Below are 20894 nucleotides of genomic sequence, written 5' to 3' on the forward strand. Positions count from 1 at the left end.
AGATTTGGCAGACAACAATACGATCATTCAATTTACAGACGTGACGAAACGTTTTGACGATCAGACGGTTCTGGAACGAGTCAGTTTTGAAATCGAACGGGGAAAATTTTACACGTTGCTCGGACCGTCCGGTTGCGGGAAGACGACGGTCTTACGGCTGATTGCCGGATTCACTGAGGCGACAGAAGGCGATATCCTGTTTAACGGAAAACGGATCAACGATGTTCCCGCCAACAAACGGCAAGTCAACACGGTCTTTCAGGATTATGCCTTGTTCCCGCACCTCAACGTCTTTGAGAACATCGCCTTCGGGTTACGGATTAAAAAGATGAAGGAAGCGGAAATCAAGACGCGTGTGCTCGATGCGCTGAAGTTCGTCAACTTATCAGGCTACGAGAACCGTGAAATCACGGAGATGTCAGGCGGACAACGCCAGCGTGTCGCGATTGCCCGGGCCATCGTCAACGAACCGGAAGTCATCTTACTGGATGAACCGTTATCGGCACTCGATTTAAAACTCCGGACAGAAATGCAGTATGAGCTGCGTGATTTACAACGGCGTCTCGGCATCACATTCATCTTCGTCACTCACGATCAGGAAGAAGCACTCGCGATGTCGGACGAAATCTTTGTCCTCAATCATGGTCTGATTCAACAATCCGGTACACCGACGGATATTTATGATGAGCCGATCAACCGCTTCGTCGCCGACTTCATCGGGGAGTCGAATATCATCCCGGGACGAATGTTGATGGATTACCGCGTCTCATTCGCTGAAAAAGAATTTGAGTGTGTCGACCGTGGTCTCGAATTAAATGAACCGGTTGAAATCGTCATCCGTCCGGAAGACTTGGAAATTACGAGTGTCGCGCAAGGCAAGCTGCGTGTGACGGTCGATTCGCAGTTGTTCCGCGGCGTACATTATGAGATTGCCTGCATGGATGAAGTCGGAAACGAATGGCTCGTCCACAGTACGAAAAAAGCGACGGTCGGTGAACAGATCGGCTTGACGTTTGATCCGGAAGCGATTCATGTCATGCGTCTGAATGAGACGGAAGAGGAATTTGATAAACGACTTGAATCATATGACGGGGTGCTGTGATGCAGAAGACACGCAACTGGTACCTGATTCCGTATAGTTTTTGGATTGCGTTGTTCGTCATCGCACCAATCGTTCTGGTCGTCTATTATTCGTTCCTTGATCTCGAAGGGCACTTCTCGCTCGTTAACTATCAGAAGTTCTTTACATCGACGTATTTGACGATGACGCTCAGCTCGTTTTGGTATGCCTTTTTGATCACGTTGTTTTCACTCGCCATCGGTTATCCGACAGCTTATCTGTTAACGAAAACAAAGCACAAACAATTGTGGTTGCTACTGATCATCTTACCGACATGGATCAACTTACTGTTGAAAGCATATGCGTTCATCGGTCTGTTCAGCACATACGGATGGGCGAACCAGACGCTTGAAGCGATCGGAATCGGCCGGAAACAGATTTTGTTCACGGACTTCAGTTTCGTGTTCGTTTCCGTCTATATCTTTATTCCGTTCATGATCTTACCAATCTTTAATGCGATTGAAAAACTGAACCCATCGCTCGTCTTTGCAGCCCGTGATCTCGGGGCGTCGAATTTCATGACGTTCCGTCGTGTCGTCTTTCCGTTGACGCTGGACGGGGTGAAGTCGGGCTGCCAACTCGTTTTCATTCCGGCGCTGTCGTTATTCATGATTACGCGTCTGATTGCCGGGAACCGGGTCATCACACTCGGAACAGCGATTGAACAACAGTTTCTTGTCACGCAGAACTGGGGCATGGGCGCGACGATTGCCGTCTTCCTGATTATTGCGATGGCCATCATTCTGGCATTGACGAGTACGAAACGGAAGAAAGGAGCGACGACATGATGAAACGATTAAAATTAGCGAATCTGTACTTGATCGGTGTCTTCATCATCTTGTACGCACCGATTCTCTATCTGGCCTTCTACTCGTTTAACAGTGCCGATAACATGACGAACTTTGATTCCTTTACGTGGGATTGGTACAAGGAAGTCTTTCAGGATTCCCGACTCTTGATTATCGTTTTAAACACGCTGGTCATCGCACTTCTGTCTGCAGCGATTTCGACGATCATCGGTGTCCTCGGGGCCATCGGGATCCAGGCGGTCCGGAAAAAGCGGATCGAGACGTCGCTGTTGACCCTCAACAGCATCCTGATCGTCAGTCCCGATGTCATCATCGGTGCATCGTTCCTGATTTTCTTTACGATGCTCGGCATTAAGCTCGGCTTTACGTCTGTCCTGTTGTCACACATCGCGTTTTCTGTCCCGATCGTCGTCATTCTAGTCCTGCCGAAACTGCAGGAGATGAGTCCGACACTCGTCGATGCGGCCCGTGACCTCGGTGCAAGCCGACTCGATGTCCTGACGAAAGTCATCTTGCCGTACATCACACCCGGTATCTTTGCCGGTTTCTTTACGGCATTGACGTATTCACTGGATGATTTCGCCGTAACGTTTTTCGTCACGGGAAATGGATTCACGACGTTGTCCGTTGAAATCTATTCACTCGCGCGTCAAGGAATCTCGATGAAAATCAATGCCTTGTCGACCGTGATTTTCCTGTTTACGTTCTTACTCGTCATCGGCTACTACTTCCTGAACCAGCGTTCTGCGATGAAGTTGTCCCGACCGGAGGTGAAATGATCGATGAAAAAGCTCATTCAATTATTTGTCGCGATTTTTTTAATATCCGGCATCATCCTGTTTGCTTTGAACCGGTTGAATGCGACACAAGGTTACTCAGGAAAAAACGTCTTGAACATCTATAACTGGGGCGATTACATCGATCCGGAACTGATTGACCAGTTCGAAAAAGAGTCCGGCATCAAAGTCGTCTATCAGACGTTTGATTCGAACGAAGCAATGCTGACGAAAATCGAACAAGGGGGCACGACGTATGATATCGCGGTCCCGTCCGATTATGCGATTGCGAAGATGATCGAAGAAAAGTTAGTCTTACCGATTGATCAGAAAAAAGTCCCGAACTTAAAAAATATCGATCCACGGTTCCTTGATTTATCGTTTGATCCGGGCAACCGGTACTCGATTCCTTATTTTTGGGGAACGGTCGGGATCGTCTACAATCAAAAGTTGATTGACGGGAAAGAACCGACCAGTTGGAAAGACCTGTGGGATCCGGCACTGAAAAATCAAATCCTTCTCGCGGACGGAGCACGTGAAGTGATGGGGATGAGCCTGAACAGTCTCGGTTACTCACTCAACGAGACGGACGAAACCAAGCTGCAGGAAGCGAAAGCGAACCTGATGGAGTTGACACCAAACGTCAAGGCCATCGTCGGGGATGAAATCAAGTTGTTGCTCGCGAACGAAGAAGCAGGGATTGGTGTCGTCTGGTCCGGTGATGCGAATGAAATCATGAGTGAAAATGAAAATTTGAACTATGTGATTCCAAAGGAAGGATCAAACGTCTGGTTCGATAACATCGTCATTCCGAAAACGGCTAAAAACGTAAAAGGTGCCCATGAATTCATCAACTTCATGTTGGATCCGAAAAATGCCGCCAAAAATGCGGATTATGTCGGATACTCGACGCCAAACGAAGCAGCTTTAAAATTGCTTGATCGTGACGTGCGGGAAGACAAACGCTTTTATCCGGATAAACAGGTGACAGATACACTTGAAGTATATGAAAACTTAGGTAAGGAAATGCTTGCTCATTATAACGAACTATTTTTAGAGTTCAAAATGCATAAGAAATAACAAGAAAAGTTGTTGTCCGAATGGGCAATAACTTTTTTTTAAAATATTTTTTGAAGAAATGTATCTAAAGTGAATATTATTTCGAAAATGGGGGAATGAGATAATTATCAAAGCATTTCAAGGGGGAGCACATCATGAAACAAATTTTTGGACTTATCTTAACTGCTGCACTTACCATGAGCCTCGTCTCTGGTCCTTCATATAATCAATCTGTCGAGGCGGCGAAGCCGACGGATATCGATTGGCTGAAACAGGTCAAGACGACTGCGGCAACAGCTAAATCGATTGATGGAAAAGTCACATTGGAAAAAACAACATTGGCGCAAGTACATACTGTGTACAAAGGGGAAAAGAATTCAACATGGTGCCAAAGCGGTAAAGGATTGGTCACACCAAACAAAGCCGTTCATTATTGCTCAACATTCGGTGTGCCTGACCGCAAAGCGAAAGTTTCGGCTATCGTGTACAGCCCTAAAATGATTGACCGGACGATTACAGTCAAAGAAGTCAAAAAAGCGTACTCGACTGCGAAGCTCGACAAAACGTTTAACTTGATGACCGTTTCGACAAAAGAGGTCAACATTTATCTAAATTTAAATTCTGACCGTACACAAGTCATGTCAATTCTAGTAAAATATAACTAACGAACAAAGGATGACCTTTTAGGCCATCCTTTTTATTTAATCTTTTTATAGATTGGGACGAGTTGTTCGTAGGTATTTCGAATCATCTGGACTAGGTCATCATGTGACATCGCACTGACTTGATCTGCCGAGATATGGCGACCCACTAAAAACTCTGCCTTTTTTACATCCCGGAAGCGGACAAGGCCTTGCTCGAGCGTCGTCTCATCAATCGGCTGTGCGTCCTTTTTCATATGATCATAGGAAATGACGAAGTCAGACGGGAGCGCATGCAGGAGTTGTTGCTGTTCCAACAACTTAGTAGCGTACTGTGATTTGTTCGGAAGCTCGTAAATGTAGGCTAACCAGATGAATAAGTGGTCATCGAACAGACCGACTTGAAAATGAGGATGTTTTTTATACCCTCTTTTGTTAGGGGAAAAGGCCATCCACGTATCGTTGGGTGGGTTTACTTTCCGACGTGCATGTTGTGCAATATGCACGTACATATCTTCCGCAAGATGAACGGTTAAATCAGGAGCAACGTCTTGGCCGATCTGTCTGAAGACGGGCTGTATCCGTTCCCGAATCGCCTCCATCCGTTGTTCCAGTCCATCGATTTGAAACGCATTGAATGCTTCTTCTGTAAATTGATTAGTCACTGAATGATCACCTCTACTGTCAGTGTATCAAATTAGCACGTTAAGAATAGACTTCCATGCTCAGGTAAGGAATAATAAAATTGTGTTTTCCATTTATATACAAAAATGTTTTGGGAAGGGGAAGTCAACGTGCGTCGCTTTCAACAATATCTCCTTCGAAGCTGGATTGTCTTTTTTCTTGTGGTCATTGGGATAGACTTACTGGCGAAATCAAGAGACTACAGTCCGAGCATCGATTTTTTTACATTCATGCTGGTTGTAGTCTTGGCTACGATTTTTGTCATTGATCCGGTTCGCAGAAGACATATGAGTTTTACCTTTCATTTTGGATTCGTTCTTTTTACTTTTTTAACATATGGCTTATTATCAGCCGTCTGTGTCGGTCAATTAACGATGTTGATTTATCAATTACGGACTGTTCACACGGCAATCGGACGGAGACGTATGCTACATAATTATCCGTTTAACGTCACGCTCGAATTATTACTGATCTTGCCGGCTGGACTTGCCTACAATGCGTTAGGCGGAACACACGGGCAAGACTTCACCTTGATTCAGAATGTGGGACCATTGCTCGTGATGGTCGTGATTTTATGGTGCGTCTTATTGTTCCAATACAAATTATCGAATTTTTTACTTGGTGAAAATATCCCGAGCAGTGTCATGTTACCGTTATTACGTTTTGAGGCGGTTGTCATCGCGGCAGAGTTACTATTTGGTGTTTTCAGTACATTGATGGTGCAAAACAACGGAAACAGTGGTCTGGTCATGACAGCCTTTGCCCTCTTCATCATCAAACGTTCGCTCGGCAGTTCCGTTCATGCCAGTGACCGAATCGAACACTGGGAACAAATTGAACGTTTAAAAGAAGCAGCCTGGAAAGACGGCGACGCCCAGTTCATCATCGAACGGTATCTCCGGCAATTAAATCATTTTGTTCGTCCTGATATTGCTTGGATCAAGTTTGACTTCAGTGATGGTCATTCCGTGTACTATTCGTTGAAGGATGGACGGAAATTAAAGGCCGATCATGTCCGGGGGATTGTCATTGAAGAAATCATTGAAGACAAAGAAGAAGTCCTGTTATATGGCATGCAACAGGAATGGGATATCCGTCTCTACGATTGTGTTCCGGAAGAAACCCAGTCCATTTTATTCATTCAGCCGGAAGCGACAGAAAAAATCAACTGTTCCTTATTCTTGGCATCCGAGGCAAGCGGTGAGTTTACAAAAGATTTTGGCTACGAGCTGTACCGGGCTTTACGTGTGCTGTCATGGGCAGTCGAACGGGCGCAGGAACGGGAACGCCTCTTGACGGACAGCCGGACCGATGCGATGACGAAATTGCCGAACTACCGTGCCTTACAGGAGTGGGGCGACCGCCGGATCAGACAACGGGATCTATATCCGTTCTCAGCCTTGATGATTGATTTGGATCATTTCAAGCAGATCAATGATACGTATGGGCATGAGGTAGGGGACGTCGTATTATTCGAAGTCGCCAAACTGTTAATGCAGGCGACACGGATTACGGATCTCGTCGCCCGGTATGGCGGCGAAGAATTTGTCGTCTTGTTACCGAATACGGATCTAGAATCGGCGCAAATCGTGGCGGAACGGATTCGCGAGACGTTACACGCCAATCCGATTCAGGTGGAAGAAGGTTCGTTAAGTATCACGGCGAGTATCGGTGTCGATACGTTAAACGAACTGGGGGATTTGGCGAGTCTGATCCGTAATGCCGACCGTGCGATGTATGTCGGTGCCAAGTTCCAAGGGCGCGATCGTGTCGCATCGTATCAAGAATGGAAAGAACGTGTTGTTTAACTTTCACTACAGGAACCGTTGACGCTCTGTCAATGGTTTTTTGACGTCCTTGCGTCATTGTAAAGCGCGTTCGATGGATTCAAATGCCGCGGGTAGGTAAAGCGGAGAAACGTGTGTGAGACGTCATATCATGTAAAAAAACCTCATTCTACAGGAGAAAGAGGTTTGGAATAAATAAATTCTGTTTAAGAAAAAAGATGAAGGCAGGATTATTGAGCTTGTTGGTTACTGATACGGATTTCACTTTCAATGGCGTGAATGGCGGCGGACCAAGAACCATAACGGTGTAACAATGCTTTTGTAGATGGTTTGTTGTTTCGTTTCGCCCATTCACGGTACGCTTCAAATGAGAGCGAAAAACCGACTTCTTCGATGGCTTGGCGGAGTGAAGCGGCAAGTTCCGCTTTGGAATACGTGACGCTGGCTTCTAATCCGGCAGCGGTACACGCATCATGCCAAGATCCGAACATCTTCACGATATGATAATGACTCGGCGCATGATGAACCGATTTTCGCCAGATTTGATATTTTTTTAAAGTAATGGTCGATCCGACATCCTGAGCATACCGGTGAAACGATTTCAGGATTTCATCTTTCGTATATTTCGGCGCACGCTCGAGTTCTTCCGGTTGTTGATCGATGTGCCATTCATAACCGGCTGCTGATAAAGCTTCCGGCCAAGATCCGAACTGACGAATGATGCTCTCCGGTTGTGGCCAACCATGTTCGATGGCATAGCGACGATAAATCGTCCGGCGGGGACGATCTTGAATGAGCTCGCCTAATGCCTGGATGGCTTGAATCATTTCCAATTGTTCTTCCGTCCATGTCTGCTGACTCGTAAGTACACGTTGTTTCAAGGGTGAGTCCTCCTTCCTAGTGAATCGTAATAGTTGAGGCAAAAGTCCTCTGTATAGAATATATCGGCACTTTTCCATTAATTATGAATAATTACCGTGAAATATTGTAAATAAAGTGAAAATCATTCTTCTGCTAAGTATAAATGGAAGTAAATCAAATGAAAACAGAATGTTACCAATTTTTAATGAACAGGATAAAAACAGTACATTTGTCTCATATGGAAAAAAAGACCAGACTCGCATGGGGCGAGGCTGGTCTTAAGTCATGCTTATTTTCCTTCGATGTACGTCCACTTGAACGAAGTATCCGCACCGACTTTGTGGTTGACGATTCCTTTGACGTAAGGTTTACGTAAGAGGGAAGCACCGCGTTGGTACATGACTGAGATGGCTTGGTCGTCTTCAAGTAAGACTTTCTCCGCATCTTTCAGTGACTGCCAACGTTTTGCAGCATCTGTTTCTTTCATCGCCGACTTGATGAGTGAATCGTACTTGTCGCTTGAGTACTTACCACGGTTGTACGGCCCATCAGTCATCCACATATCGAGGAATGTCATTGGATCCTGGTAGTCAGGGCCCCATCCGGCGAATGAAAGTTCGAACTGACCTTTAGACTCAAGGTCCAATTTGTTTTTGAACGGTTGCTGTTTGATTGTAACTTCAAGACCTGGAAGGTTTTTCTCCCACTCGCCTTTGAGGTACTCGGAGATTTTCTTCGAGTTGTCGTCATCGTACGAAAGAAGCTCAAGCTTGACGGATTTCTTACCGATATCCTTGAGACCTTTTTCGAACGAAGATTTAGCTGACGAAGCATCGTATGATCCGAAACCTTCGTTGCCGTCACGGAAGTCTTTTCCGTCCGGACCTTTAGCGAATTCTTTTGGTACATAGTAGTAAGCAGGGATCGATCCGTTGTTTAAGAGGACTTTCGCCATCTGTTCTTTGTCGTACCCGGAATCGATTGCTTTACGGATGTCTTTATTTTTGAGCAGTTCGTTCTTGAAGTTCATTTGGATATAGTACATTGAAGCGTCAAGACGTGTATCGAAATCTTCACTGTCTTTGTACTGATCAACGAATTCACTTGTCAGACCGACTGTATCGATGTCGCCTTTTTCATACAGGTTGACGGCAGTCGAGACTTCTTTAACAACTTTGTAGTTCACTTCTTCCAGTTTGACCGTATCGGCATCCCAGTACTGATCGTTTTTCTTGTAGCTCCAGCCGACCTCTGTTTTCCAGTCCGTCAGTTGGAACGGTCCGTTGTAGAGGAAGTTCTCCGGATTCGTCGCGAAGTCTTTTCCTTTTTCTTCGACGAATTCCTGTTTCAGCGGCATGAATGAACCGAAGCCAGTCAGCGCTTTGAAGTACTCGGCAGGTTGTGTCAGTTTGACTTCGAGTGTCTTGTCGTCAACCGCTTTGACACCAACGTCAGCCGGTTTTCCTTTTCCTGTATTGTAGGCTTCAGCACCATCGATGATATACATGATGTACGCATATTGCGATCCGCTTTTCGGATCAAGGACACGTTTCCAAGCATATTCGAAGTCTTTTGCCGTGACGTCACTGCCGTCCGACCATTTCGAATCACGCAGTTTGAATGTGTATGTAAGACCATCTTCAGAGACGTCTACACTTTCCGCAACACCAGGTGTCGGCTCTTGTTTCTCATCAAGACGGAAAAGACCTTCCTGCACGTTGTTTAAGACTGTGAATGAAACCGAGTCCGTTGCGACAGTCGGGCTGAGTGCCGGGATGTCTGAACCGCTTGTCAGGTTGAGGACCTGTTTGTCCGACGCCTTTTTCGTGTCTTTCGAACCTGAAGTATCTTTTGAATCATCTGTCGATGTACAAGCAGCGAGGCTTGATCCGGCGATGGCTAGCGCACCAACGAGTGCAAGTGTTTTTTTCGTCTTCATAATAATAAGTTCCCTCCCAAGAATGAATATATATGATTGAAAAATGAGTACCGATTAAAATAGCGATCCGGTGTCCTATTAAAAAAATAAGAGGGGTCATCGCCTTTTATTTTGTTGAAGGAAAGCACCGGATCAACTTGTTACCAATAATAAATACAATATTCAGAAAAATCAATAGCTTATTTTCAGATTATTTCAAATTGATTAAAATTTCGTGTAATATCAACGTTTTTTTTGTAAAAATAATTTTTGGAGAGGATAATATTGGGAGGTGAAAATGATTCCAAAATTAAAACACGCTCATTAAAATGGCGTGTTTTAACTCGGTCAATTCGATTGTTCGAGGAAAGAAAGTGCTTCTGAGACGTGATCTTTGACCTTAACGGAGCGCCATTCCTGAATCAATTCACCGGATTCATTGATTAAAAAAGTGGAACGGACGATTCCATAATATTCCTTTCCGTAATTCTTCTTCAGTTGCCAGACACCGTATTGTTCACAGATGGCATGATCGACATCAGACAATAATTCGAACGGAAGTTCGTATTTTGATATAAAATTCTGGTGACGCTTTTGACTGTCAGCCGAAATGCCGAGAATGACCGTGTTCTTTGCAGCGAATGCTGCGGAAGCATCACGGAAATCACAGGCCTCCGTCGTACAACCGGGTGTCGAGTCTTTCGGATAAAAGTAGACAATAACTTTTTTCCCATGGAAATCACTTAATGAGATCATGTCTCCCTGCGCATTCGGGAGTGTAAAATCGAGTGTGCTCATGAATAATCCTCCTCAACCGAGTTCCATATTTAACTGGTCGGCATATTTTTCAAGTTTCTTTTGTAAACTTTCCTTTAACGGGTCGAGAGCAATCAAATATTTTTCGAAGTCCGTCCCGGCTTTAGCCGTCTTCAGCAACAAGGCTTGTTCTTCACGGTACCAGTCGGCATAATCTTCATAATAATGGACGAGCGTTTCTGGATTGCCTTTGTTACCAAGAGCAGGACCGTAAATCATTAAGATATTACTGTTCATTTCGAGTGCCATGTAATCCGTCTGGGCATTGACGCGTGTAAAGACCTCATCTTGCTCGTCTTCTTTTGTATTACCGACCGCTTCCGCCGCTTTGGCGTTAACCCCATATTCATCGGCATTAAAGGACTCAAACAGGGAGGCGAGCGTCGTAAAGACTTTGGGATTGAATTTCGTCGGGACGATGACGACTTTCCATTCTCCGTCCTGTTTTAGGAACAGTTTTGAAGCGCGGTTCGGTAAAGGAGACCCGTCTTCATCGTTGAACTCGTGAATGATGTAGGCGACGTCACCTTTCTGAAAACTTTTGACGACTTTACCCGGTTTGATTTTTAAATTTTTGGCACCGAGCGTCGTGGCCCGTAATAACTTTTTATCACCTGTATATTCAATCGAGGCAAGTGCATCAGCATCAGCCGTACCTGATTGACCAATTGTCTTTTGATACGTTGCATAAACATCGAGGACATCTTGACTTGCCTGTTTTGTTTGTTTCGTTTCCGTTGACTTCGGGGATTGAGTATCAGTTGACTTCGGGGATTCAGTATCAGTAGACGGAGCAGAATCGTTTCCACATCCGACGAGGATGATACTAGTTGACGCGAGTACCGTCAATAATCGTTTCATATTCCAGTTCCTCCTATATGAACAACATCAATACTTTGTGTCTTCACCATACAGGAAATTCGCTTTTTTGAGTAGGGAATAGGTACACTATCATAAAGGAGAGTGGGTTCAAGATGAAAATTCACGTAACAGACGAAGCATTACAATACTTCAAAGAAGAGATGGAAGCAAAGGAAGGCGATACCATCCGATTTTTCGCTAAATACGGCGGATCAACCGATTTAACGCAAGGTTTCTCAGTCGGAGTCCACATGGAGACCGTCGACCGGGCAGCGGTTGAAGAAACCGTCGACGGGATTCATTTCGTCGTTTCCGATCAAGATGACTGGCTGTTCCAGGGGCAGGATGTCGAAGTATCCGTCCAAAACGAAGAAATTGTCTTTTCGCAGGCGAAGCAATAAGCAGGACATGAAGGGGACCGAATCGGTCTTCTTCATTTTTTTGTCTAGAATAATTGTAAGCGGCGACATGCTTCTGTACAATGGAGAATGTAAGCGATTAAAAGCAAGTATAAAAGGGGGAATAGAGATGATTCCGTACAAACACGAACCATTCACGGACTTCTCACAGGAAGCAAACAAGAAAGCGTTCGAAGAGGCGCTTGACCTTGTATCGAAAGAGCTTGGGAAAGATTATCCACTCGTCATCGGGGGAGAACGTGTGACGACAGAGGACAAAATCGTTTCTGTCAATCCGGCAAACAAAGAAGAAATCGTCGGACGCGTTTCGAAAGCGACACAAGCACACGCTGAAGATGCGATGCAAGCTGCAGTCAAAGCATTTGAGACGTGGAAATTCGTCAATCCGAGTGTTCGTGCGGACGTCTTATTCAAAGCAGCGAACATCATCCGCAAACGCAAACATGAATTCTCGGCTTATCTCGTCAAAGAAGCAGGTAAACCATGGAACGAAGCGGATGCGGATACAGCAGAAGCAATCGATTTCCTCGAATACTATGCGCGTCAGATGCTCGTCTTAAAAGAAGGTAAAAAAGTCGAGAGCCGTCCGGGTGAATACAACCGTTACGACTACATTCCACTCGGTGTCGGTGTCATCATCTCACCATGGAACTTCCCGCTTGCCATCATGGCAGGAACAGCGGTTGCTGCGATCGTGGCAGGTAACCCGATCCTCTTGAAACCAGCATCAACGACACCGGTCGTCGCTGCCAAATTCGTGGAAGTCATGGAACAGGCAGGTCTTCCGGCCGGCGTCTTGAACTTCATTCCGGGACCAGGCGCGGAAGTCGGCGATTACCTCGTCGATCATCCGAAAACGCGTTTCATCAGCTTCACGGGTTCACGCGATGTCGGACTCCGTATCAACGAACGGGCTTCGAAATTGAACGACGGTCAAATCTGGCTCAAACGCGTCATCGCGGAAATGGGCGGAAAAGACACGATGGTCATCGACGAGTCGGCTGATCTCGACTATGCGGCAGACATGATTACAAAAGCAGCATTTGGTTTCTCGGGACAAAAATGTTCAGCTTGTTCACGTGTCGTCGCACTTGATTCGGTTTATGACGAATTGCTCGCAAAAGTCGTCGAAAACACGAACAAACTCAGTATCGGTAACCCGGTCGACGTGACGAACAACGTTGGACCTGTCATCGATGCAGCAGCTTTCAAGAAAATCACATCGTACTTCGATGTCGCAAAACAAGAAGGCCGGATTGCAGCGGGTGGTACAGCGGATGATTCGACAGGATACTTCGTATCGCCGACAATCGTCGCTGACGTTCAACCGACTGATCGTTTGATGCAGGAAGAAATCTTCGGACCGGTCGTCGCTTTCACGAAAGCAAAAGACTTCAAAGAAGCGATCGATATCGCAAACAACACGGAGTACGGTTTGACGGGTGCGGTCATCACTCAAGATCGTACGAACCAGGAATACGCACGTGCGAACTTCCATGTCGGTAACCTATACTTCAACCGTGGTTGCACAGGCGCAATCGTTGGGTACCAGCCGTTTGGCGGATTCAACATGTCAGGGACGGATTCAAAAGCAGGCGGACCGGATTACTTGACTTTACACCTTCAAGCAAAAACTACTTCTGAAATGTTCTAAAATGATGTTTAATAGATGAAACGGGTATGCGACCTGCATACCCGTTTTTCTTTAGAAAAGGGGGAGCACGAGATGAACGGAATGTGGTTCGCAATTTTGTTGTATCTGGGTTTGATGGTCACACTAGGCGTCGTCGCGTATTATCGGACAAAAAACATGAACGATTATATGCTGGGAGGACGAACAATCGGACCTGTCGTCACAGCGCTCTCAGCCGGAGCGAGTGATATGAGTGGATGGTTATTGATGGGATTACCAGGCGCCATGTTTGCAACTGGTCTGTCCAGTGGATGGATTGTCATCGGGTTACTGCTCGGTGCGTATGCCAACTGGTTGCTCGTTGCACCACGTTTACGTGCTTATACGGCACATGCCGGGGATGCGATTACGATTCCCGACTACTTTGAAAAACGGTTCCATGATAAAAGTGGTGTTCTGCGTACAGTTTCAGCTGGAGTTATCTTAATATTCTTTATAATGTACGCTTCAAGTGGTTTTGTTGCCGGCGGTCGTTTGTTTGAATCCGTCTTCGGGCTTGAATATACAACCGGCTTATGGATTTTGGCAGGTGTCGTCATTGCCTATGTCTTCCTGGGCGGGTTCCTCGCAGTCAGTTGGACGGATGTCGTTCAAGGAATGATCATGGTCATCGCCTTGCTGATCGTTCCAGCCGTGACGCTTGCGCTCAGCGGTGGGATCAATGAGACGCTTGAGACGATTCGTTCGACGGATGGTTCGAAACTCGAGTTGTTCAAAGGGACAACCGTGATCGGCATCGTTTCCTTGCTTGCTTGGGGTCTCGGTTACTTTGGTCAACCGCACATCATCGTCCGTTTTATGGCGATTCGAAACCTGCATGAAATGAAATCGGCTCGTCGGGTCGGAATGATCTGGATGACGTTTTCGATTGTCGGAGCCATGGTAACGGGATTATTCGGATACGCCTATTTCACACAACAAGGCGGAACACTCGATAATCCGGAGAACGTCTTCATTCAACTGTCACGTGATCTGTTCCCGGGTTTCATCACAGGATTATTACTCGCAGCATTACTCGCGGCGATCATGTCGACGATCTCGACGCAACTGCTCGTCTCGTCGAGTGCTGCAACCAATGACTTCTATCAGCGTTTCCTAAAACGGAATGCGTCAGATAAAGAGTTAATGGTCATGGGGCGGATCATGGTTCTCGTCGTCGCACTGCTTGCGATTGCCCTGTCATTTGGTGCTCAAAAATCCATCTTGACGCTGGTCGGATATGCATGGGCGGGATTCGGTGCTGCGTTTGGACCAGTCGTCTTATTCAGCCTGTTATGGCGCCGGATGAACAAACATGGTGCACTTGCCTCGATGATTACGGGATCGGTCGTCGTCATCGCCTGGATTTTGGTGAAGATGTATGTCAAAGATCTTCCGTTTTACATCTCGGAGATGTATGAGATGATTCCTGCGTTCATCGCGTCTACCGTCGCACTCGTCGCCGGCAGTCTTTTGACGAAAGCACCAAGTCAAGCGATGTATGATGAATTCGATGAAGTGCAGGCTCAACTCAAAGGAGCGGAACAACAACGGAAAGTCGTTTGATGATCACAAAAAAGGATGTCCGGTGCCTCGTGCGCCGGGCATTGTTTTTCTATAGAAGAAACTAACTAAGTGAACATATCTTTATGTAAAGCACATATGTTGCCTATGCGCAAAAAAAGCGTATACTAACAACTAAAGAGAGGTGAGGCAAATGGCGAGTCAACCGATCGTTCCAGTGGAGCGTTTGAAAAAAAGGCACTATATCGGACCGGCATTCGTGGCTGCCGTCGCTTACCTCGACCCGGGGAATTTCGCGACGAACATGACAGCAGGAGCACAGTACGGATTTTTACTGCTATGGGTAATTGTCGCTGCCAACCTGATGGCTGTGATGATTCAGACACTGTCGGCGAAACTGGGTTTGATCAGCAATACGAGCCTTGCGGAAGTCATCCGGGATGAACTGTCGCCGGTCATGCGGATCATTTATTGGGCGCAGGCCGAACTCGTTGCCATGGCAACAGATTTGGCTGAATTTGTCGGAGCTGCACTCGGCTTTAATCTGTTGTTCAGCATTGATTTGAAAATCGCCGCCTTGCTGACAGCAGTTGCTTCGTTCGTCATCCTCGGATTCGAACGGAAAGGGTTACGGCATTTTGAAGCCGTCATCGGAGCATTGGTCCTTGTCATTGCTCTGGCATTTGCGATTCAGGTCATCGAAGTCAAACCGGTCCTGCGGGACGTCGCCGGGGGATTGATTCCCGGATTTTCCGGAACGTCGAGTATTGTCCTGGCAGCGGGGATGCTCGGGGCAACGGTCATGCCGCATGCGATTTACCTCCATTCCGATTTAACGAAACGCCGGATGGGAAACATTGCTGATAAAAAAGGTTTGTTACGGATTCAGAAAATGGACATTTGGGCGGCGATGCTGATTGCGGGAGCGGTCAATGCCGCGATGCTTGTCATTGCCGCGACAGTTTTCTTCGGGACGAGCCAACAGGCCGAGACGCTGGAAAGTATTTTTCATGGACTCGGGACGTCTCTCGGGGGCGCAGCACCTTATCTGTTTGGCGGAGCGCTGTTGATTTCCGGACTGGCTTCATCGAGTGTCGGCACGATGTCCGGGGATGCCATCATGCGCGGTTTCCTGAAGATGGAGATTCCGATCTTCCTCAGACGCAGTATCACGATGTTACCGGCGATTATCTTGCTGTTATCCGGATTTGATCCGACACGTGCCTTAATTTGGAGCCAGGTCGCATTATCGTTCGGGATTCCGTTTGCCTTGATCCCGTTAATTCGTGCGACATCAAGTGAACGGATCATGGGCAAATATAAAAACCGGACGCTGACGAAAGGTGTCGCTTGGACGATCGTTAGTATCGTTATCGTCTTCAACATCTATTTGTTAGTTGATCTTTTATTTTGAATAATCAGATTTCTTGTTTTGCTTATCGGTAGCCCGGGTAATTCATTACTAGAAGCTTTCTGCCCGGAAGCTTTGCTACCCCTATAAGGACGATGGTGCGGACCTCCCCCCGATGCACCATCGTCTTTTTTGTCTGGACAAAAAGTGCTATGATTAGAAATAGTGTAAAATATATTGAAAAAGTTCCGGAGGTGGAATCAGATGGCAAAGATTAATGAAGAACAAGTCCGCCATGTGGCGCATTTAGCACGTCTCGCCGTAACAGATGAAGAAGTCCAACAATTTACCGTTCAACTTGAGAAGATTCTCGGGTTTGCTGAACAATTAAATGAGCTCGATACGACAGGCGTCGAACCGACGACACACGTCCTCGATCTCAAAAACGTCTTGCGTAAAGACGAAGTACGTCCGTCGCTTCCGCGCACGGAAGTAGAACGACTCTCACCTGATTGGGAAGACGGACAAGTCCGTGTCCCGGCAGTATTCGAATAAGGAGGAGACCACCGATATGTCACTTTTTGAACATGGTGTAAAGAACTTACACACACTCGTCAAAGACGGAGAAGTCAAAGTATCCGAGCTTGTCCAGGAATCGTTTGACCGGATTGACCGCGTTGACGGAAACATCGGCGCATTTTTATCATTAAACGAAGATGCTTTCGAACAAGCAAAACGGATGGACGAGATTGCAAAGCACGAAGCGAACCCATTATTCGGGTTACCGATTGGTGTCAAAGACAACATCGTCACGAAAGGGATGACGACGACGTGTGGTTCGAAGTTCCTCGAAAACTTCGTTCCGGCGCATGATGCGACGGTCGTCGAGCGTCTGCATGAAGCAGGAGCCATTACAATCGGGAAACTCAACATGGACGAGTTCGCGATGGGCTCATCAAACGAAAACTCGGCCTACAAGCCGGTTCGTAACCCGTGGAACACAAAACACGTACCGGGCGGTTCGTCAGGCGGATCAGCAGCAGCTGTCGCGGCAGGCGAAGTCTTGTTCAGCCTTGGTTCTGATACGGGTGGTTCGATCCGTCAACCGGCTGCTTACTGTGGTGTCGTCGGCTTAAAACCGACATACGGTCTCGTCTCGCGTTACGGTCTCGTTGCCTTCGCCTCATCACTTGACCAAATCGGTCCATTGACACGGACGGTCGAAGACAATGCGTACTTATTGAGTGCGATTGCCGGACATTGTGACATGGATTCGACGTCAGCGAACGTCAACCCGACGGATTACACACAAGCACTGACAGGGGATATCAAAGGACTGAAGATTGCCGTTCCGAAAGAGTATTTCGGCGAAGGAATCAGTGAAGGCGTTAAGGAAAATATCCGTGCCGCAATCAAGAAACTTGAATCGCTTGGTGCGACGGTCGACGAAGTCTCACTTCCGAACTCGAAATATGCGCTCGCGACGTATTATTTGCTCGCTTCTTCAGAAGCATCATCGAACTTGGCACGTTTCGACGGAATCCGTTATGGTGTCCGCGCGGAAGCTGATGCACTCGAAGATGTCTTCAAGTATTCGCGCGCTCAAGGTTTCGGTGACGAAGTCAAACGCCGGATCATGCTTGGCACGTATGCCCTCAGCTCAGGCTATTACGATGCCTACTATAAAAAAGCACAACAAGCACGGACGTTGATTAAACAAGACTTTGACCAGGTCCTTGCCAACTACGATGTCATCATCGGACCAACTGCACCGACTCCAGCCTTTGAACTCGGGGCACAGAACGATGATCCGGTCACGATGTATGCTAACGATATCCTGACGATTCCAATCAACTTGGCAGGTGTCCCGGCGATTTCGGTTCCAGCCGGTCTCGTCGACGGATTGCCTGTCGGTCTGCAAATCATCGGAAAACACTTTGACGAGGCGACGATTTATCGTGCTGCGCATGCATTCGAGCTTGCGACCGGTGGATTCGCGCTTCCGAAGTTATAAAGGAGAATGCCTTATGAACTTTGAAACGGTCATCGGTATTGAGGTCCATGCCGAATTAAATACAAATACGAAGATGTTTTGCGGCTGTGCCCGGGAATACGGAGCGGAAACGAATACGAAGACGTGCCCGATCTGTCTCGGACATCCCGGTGTTCTGCCGAAAATTAATGAAAAAGCAGTCGAACTGGCCGTTCGTGCTGCCATGGCCTTGAACTGTCAGGTTGCCGATCAAACGAAATTCGACCGGAAAAACTATTTTTATCCGGATACACCAAAAGCGTATCAAATTTCGCAGTTTGATCAGCCGATCGGTTTTGATGGCTACATCGATGCGGAGGTCGACGGCGAAACAAAACGTTTCCGGATCGAACGCGTCCACCTCGAAGAAGATGCCGGGAAGATGAACCACACCGGTGCCAACCATTCGGTCGTCGACTTCAACCGGACCGGCGCACCGTTGATTGAGATCGTCAGTGAAGCCGACATGCGTTCAGCAAAAGAAGCGGTCGCGTACCTCGAACGTCTTAAAGAAGTGTTGCAGTATGCCGGCGTCTCGGACGTTAAGATGGAAGAGGGATCGTTACGGTGCGACTGTAACATCTCCGTCCGTCCCTACGGACAAGAGAAATTCGGTACAAAAACCGAGCTGAAGAACTTGAACTCGTTCGGAAACGTCTTAAAAGGTCTGGAATACGAAGAAGACCGTCACCGTAAGTTGTTGTTATCCGGCGGTGTCATGCGTCAGGAAACACTTCGTTTTGACGAAACGAAAAAACAAACGGTCTTGATGCGGGTTAAAGAAGGAGCATCTGATTACCGCTACTTCCCGGAACCGGATCTCGTTAAGTTGGTTCTTGATCATGACTGGAAAGAAGCAATCCGTGCCGGTATCCCGGAATTACCTGATGCCCGCCGTGTCCGCTACCAGGAAGCGCTTGGTCTGTCCGCCTATGATGCAAAACAATTAACTGTCACACGTGAGATGGCCGAATACTTCGAAGCGACGATTGCAGCCGGTGCTGAACCGAAAGCCGCTGCCAACTGGACAGTCGGGGAAGTCCAAGGTCACTTGAACAAATCGACGGAAACGTTTGACACGATCAAGTTGACACCAGCCCGTCTCGCGGAAATGATCGAATTGATTGCCGGCGGCACGATTTCATCAAAAATCGCGAAACAAGTCTTCACGGCCGTCATCGAGCAAGGCGTCGAGCCGCGTGCTTACGTCGAAGAACAAGGACTTGCACAAATCTCGGACGAAGGACTCCTTCGCGGACTGGTTGTCGAGATGTTTGAAGCAAATCCGGCGGTTGTCGAAGAACTCGTCAACGGCCGTGACCGGAAAAAAGGTTTCGTCATCGGTCAAATCATGAAAAAGACAAAAGGAATGGCGAATCCGGCATTGCTTGATCAACTGTTCTACGAAGAACTCGAAAAATTAAAATAAGTTCTGTTGAAGCACTGATTTCCTCTCTTAAATCAAGGGAAGGAAGCAGTGCTTCTTTTTTTGCCTTTGTAATGTGCCAGAACTTCATGTAAAATAAAACAGTTATGTATCAAATGGATCGGTTGAGTAAAAAAGGAGAAAATCTTATGAGACCTAGAGCGCGAGTGATTTATAACCCGACTTCCGGGAAAGAGATGGTAAAGCGTAATCTGCCGTATATCTTGGACCGGCTGGAAGCAGCGGGTTATGAGACTTCCGTCTATTCGACGAAAGCGGTCGGTGACGCGACATATGAAGCAGCACGGGCCTGTGAAGCCGAATTTGACCTTGTCGTTGCTGCAGGTGGAGATGGTACGTTAAACGAAGTGATCAGTGGCATGGCCTCGTATCCGGTTCGTCCGAAACTGGGTGTCTTACCGGTCGGAACGACCAATGACTTCGGTCGGGCGATGCGGATTCCTTTGACGATTGAGGGTGCGATGGATGTCATCTGTACCGGGTACACGATGCCCGTCGACATCGGGAAGATCGAAGGGACGACAGGTACCCACTACTTCATCAACATCGCAGGTGGTGGCATCATGACGGAACTCTCGTACGAAGTTCCATCAAAACTGAAGACGGCACTCGGACAGTTGGCGTATTACGTCAAAGGGATGGAAAAACTCCCGCAAATCCGTCCGACCTATGTCGAGCTCGAACACGAACGCGGGATTTTTAAAGGCGAAGTCATGTTATTTTTGACTTCGAACACCAATTCTGTAGGCGGTTTTGAAAAACTTTCACCGAATGCTTCCCTCAATGATGGACGCTTTGATTTATTCATTTTGAAAAAATGTAATCTCGTTGAGTTAATCCGTGTCATGCGGTTGGCGTTAAAGGGAGACCACTTCTCGGATCCATGTATTGAACATGTGACGACGTCGTTTGTCCGGATGCGAAATACATCCGAGATGAGCTTGAACATCGATGGCGAGTTTGGCGGAATTTGTGAAGGGGAGATGACGAATCTTCAATCACATTTCGACGTCATGACGCCGAAGTTCCGGATCGACGAGATGGAAACGATCAATTTACAGCTACAGGCACAAGAACAGGAAACGAATCTCGCGTAAGACGCGGGATTTTCTAGGAG

General features: G+C 47.1%; 19 protein-coding genes. 14 read left to right on the forward strand and 5 right to left on the reverse strand.

Annotation, left to right across the window (positions count from 1 at the left end; genetic code table 11):
* Window positions 1-4 precede the first annotated feature (4 nt).
* The 5 genes from P402_RS0103695 (at window position 5) to P402_RS0103715 (ending at window position 4429) form a co-directional block, all read left to right on the forward strand.
* Complete coding sequence (locus P402_RS0103695; protein ID WP_026827474.1) at window positions 5-1102, forward strand: ABC transporter ATP-binding protein; 1098 nt, start codon at window positions 5-7, stop codon at window positions 1100-1102.
* Window positions 1102-1908 (forward strand): ABC transporter permease, encoded by an 807-nt coding sequence (locus P402_RS0103700; protein WP_012371390.1) that lies wholly within the window; start codon window positions 1102-1104, stop codon window positions 1906-1908. Before P402_RS0103695 ends, P402_RS0103700 begins: the two co-directional genes overlap by 1 nt.
* A complete protein-coding gene (locus tag P402_RS0103705; protein WP_026827475.1) occupies window positions 1905-2708 on the forward strand; it encodes an ABC transporter permease in 804 nt (267 codons plus the stop codon). The genes P402_RS0103700 and P402_RS0103705 overlap by 4 nt, the downstream gene beginning before the upstream one ends.
* Window positions 2709-2711: 3 nt before the next feature.
* Entirely contained in the window at window positions 2712-3785 is a 1074-nt protein-coding gene (locus P402_RS0103710) for an ABC transporter substrate-binding protein (protein WP_026827476.1), read from the forward strand.
* A gap of 134 nt (window positions 3786-3919) precedes the next feature.
* Window positions 3920-4429: a hypothetical protein gene (locus tag P402_RS0103715; protein ID WP_026827477.1), complete on the forward strand. Its 510-nt coding sequence runs from the start codon at window positions 3920-3922 to the stop codon at window positions 4427-4429.
* Window positions 4430-4461: 32 nt separating this feature from the next.
* On the opposite strand, the gene P402_RS0103720 is transcribed toward P402_RS0103715, so the two are convergent.
* Window positions 4462-5070 (reverse strand): YktB family protein, encoded by a 609-nt coding sequence (locus P402_RS0103720; protein WP_026827478.1) that lies wholly within the window; start codon window positions 5068-5070, stop codon window positions 4462-4464.
* Between the two features lie 129 nt (window positions 5071-5199).
* Here P402_RS0103720 and P402_RS0103725 point away from each other — a divergent pair, with 129 nt between their 5' ends.
* Window positions 5200-6897, forward strand: coding sequence for a GGDEF domain-containing protein (locus tag P402_RS0103725; protein ID WP_026827479.1), 1698 nt, complete (start codon window positions 5200-5202; stop codon window positions 6895-6897).
* Window positions 6898-7106: 209 nt separating this feature from the next.
* Here the strand turns inward: P402_RS0103725 and P402_RS0103730 are convergent, their stop codons facing one another.
* From P402_RS0103730 to P402_RS0103745, 4 genes are all read right to left on the reverse strand, one after another.
* On the reverse strand, window positions 7107-7757 hold the full coding sequence (locus P402_RS0103730; RefSeq protein ID WP_026827480.1) for a homing endonuclease associated repeat-containing protein: 651 nt from the start codon (window positions 7755-7757) through the stop codon (window positions 7107-7109).
* A gap of 269 nt (window positions 7758-8026) precedes the next feature.
* Window positions 8027-9676: a peptide ABC transporter substrate-binding protein gene (locus P402_RS0103735; RefSeq protein ID WP_026827481.1), complete on the reverse strand. Its 1650-nt coding sequence runs from the start codon at window positions 9674-9676 to the stop codon at window positions 8027-8029.
* A gap of 327 nt (window positions 9677-10003) precedes the next feature.
* A complete protein-coding gene (bcp, locus tag P402_RS0103740; protein WP_026827482.1) occupies window positions 10004-10453 on the reverse strand; it encodes a thioredoxin-dependent thiol peroxidase in 450 nt (149 codons plus the stop codon).
* A 12-nt stretch (window positions 10454-10465) separates the two neighbouring features.
* A complete protein-coding gene (locus P402_RS0103745; RefSeq protein WP_026827483.1) occupies window positions 10466-11332 on the reverse strand; it encodes a hypothetical protein in 867 nt (288 codons plus the stop codon).
* 113 nt (window positions 11333-11445) lie between these two features.
* Between P402_RS0103745 and P402_RS0103750 the strand changes: the two genes are divergently transcribed.
* The 8 genes from P402_RS0103750 to P402_RS0103785 all read left to right on the forward strand — a co-directional run bounded on the left by P402_RS0103750 (window position 11446) and on the right by P402_RS0103785 (window position 20874).
* A complete protein-coding gene (locus P402_RS0103750; protein ID WP_012371380.1) occupies window positions 11446-11733 on the forward strand; it encodes a HesB/YadR/YfhF family protein in 288 nt (95 codons plus the stop codon).
* 127 nt (window positions 11734-11860) lie between these two features.
* Entirely contained in the window at window positions 11861-13405 is a 1545-nt protein-coding gene (gene pruA, locus P402_RS0103755; RefSeq protein WP_026827484.1) for an L-glutamate gamma-semialdehyde dehydrogenase, read from the forward strand.
* Window positions 13406-13477: 72 nt separating this feature from the next.
* A complete protein-coding gene (putP, locus tag P402_RS0103760) occupies window positions 13478-14989 on the forward strand; it encodes a sodium/proline symporter PutP (RefSeq protein WP_026827485.1) in 1512 nt (503 codons plus the stop codon).
* A 151-nt stretch (window positions 14990-15140) separates the two neighbouring features.
* A complete protein-coding gene (locus P402_RS0103765; protein ID WP_026827486.1) occupies window positions 15141-16361 on the forward strand; it encodes an Nramp family divalent metal transporter in 1221 nt (406 codons plus the stop codon).
* A 201-nt stretch (window positions 16362-16562) separates the two neighbouring features.
* Complete coding sequence (gene gatC / locus P402_RS0103770; protein WP_026827487.1) at window positions 16563-16853, forward strand: Asp-tRNA(Asn)/Glu-tRNA(Gln) amidotransferase subunit GatC; 291 nt, start codon at window positions 16563-16565, stop codon at window positions 16851-16853.
* 16 nt (window positions 16854-16869) lie between these two features.
* The gene (gatA, locus tag P402_RS0103775) at window positions 16870-18312 is read left to right on the forward strand and encodes an Asp-tRNA(Asn)/Glu-tRNA(Gln) amidotransferase subunit GatA (protein ID WP_026827488.1); all 1443 of its coding nucleotides are present in this window, start codon (window positions 16870-16872) and stop codon (window positions 18310-18312) included.
* A gap of 13 nt (window positions 18313-18325) precedes the next feature.
* Window positions 18326-19759, forward strand: a complete 1434-nt coding sequence (gatB, locus tag P402_RS0103780) for an Asp-tRNA(Asn)/Glu-tRNA(Gln) amidotransferase subunit GatB (RefSeq protein ID WP_026827489.1) — start codon at window positions 18326-18328, stop codon at window positions 19757-19759.
* A gap of 146 nt (window positions 19760-19905) precedes the next feature.
* Window positions 19906-20874 (forward strand): diacylglycerol kinase, encoded by a 969-nt coding sequence (locus P402_RS0103785; RefSeq protein ID WP_012371373.1) that lies wholly within the window; start codon window positions 19906-19908, stop codon window positions 20872-20874.
* The last annotated feature ends 20 nt before the right edge of the window (window positions 20875-20894 follow it).

It is taken from the genome of Exiguobacterium sibiricum 7-3, from assembly GCF_000620865.1.
Classification (GTDB): domain Bacteria; phylum Bacillota; class Bacilli; order Exiguobacteriales; family Exiguobacteriaceae; genus Exiguobacterium_A; species Exiguobacterium_A sibiricum_A.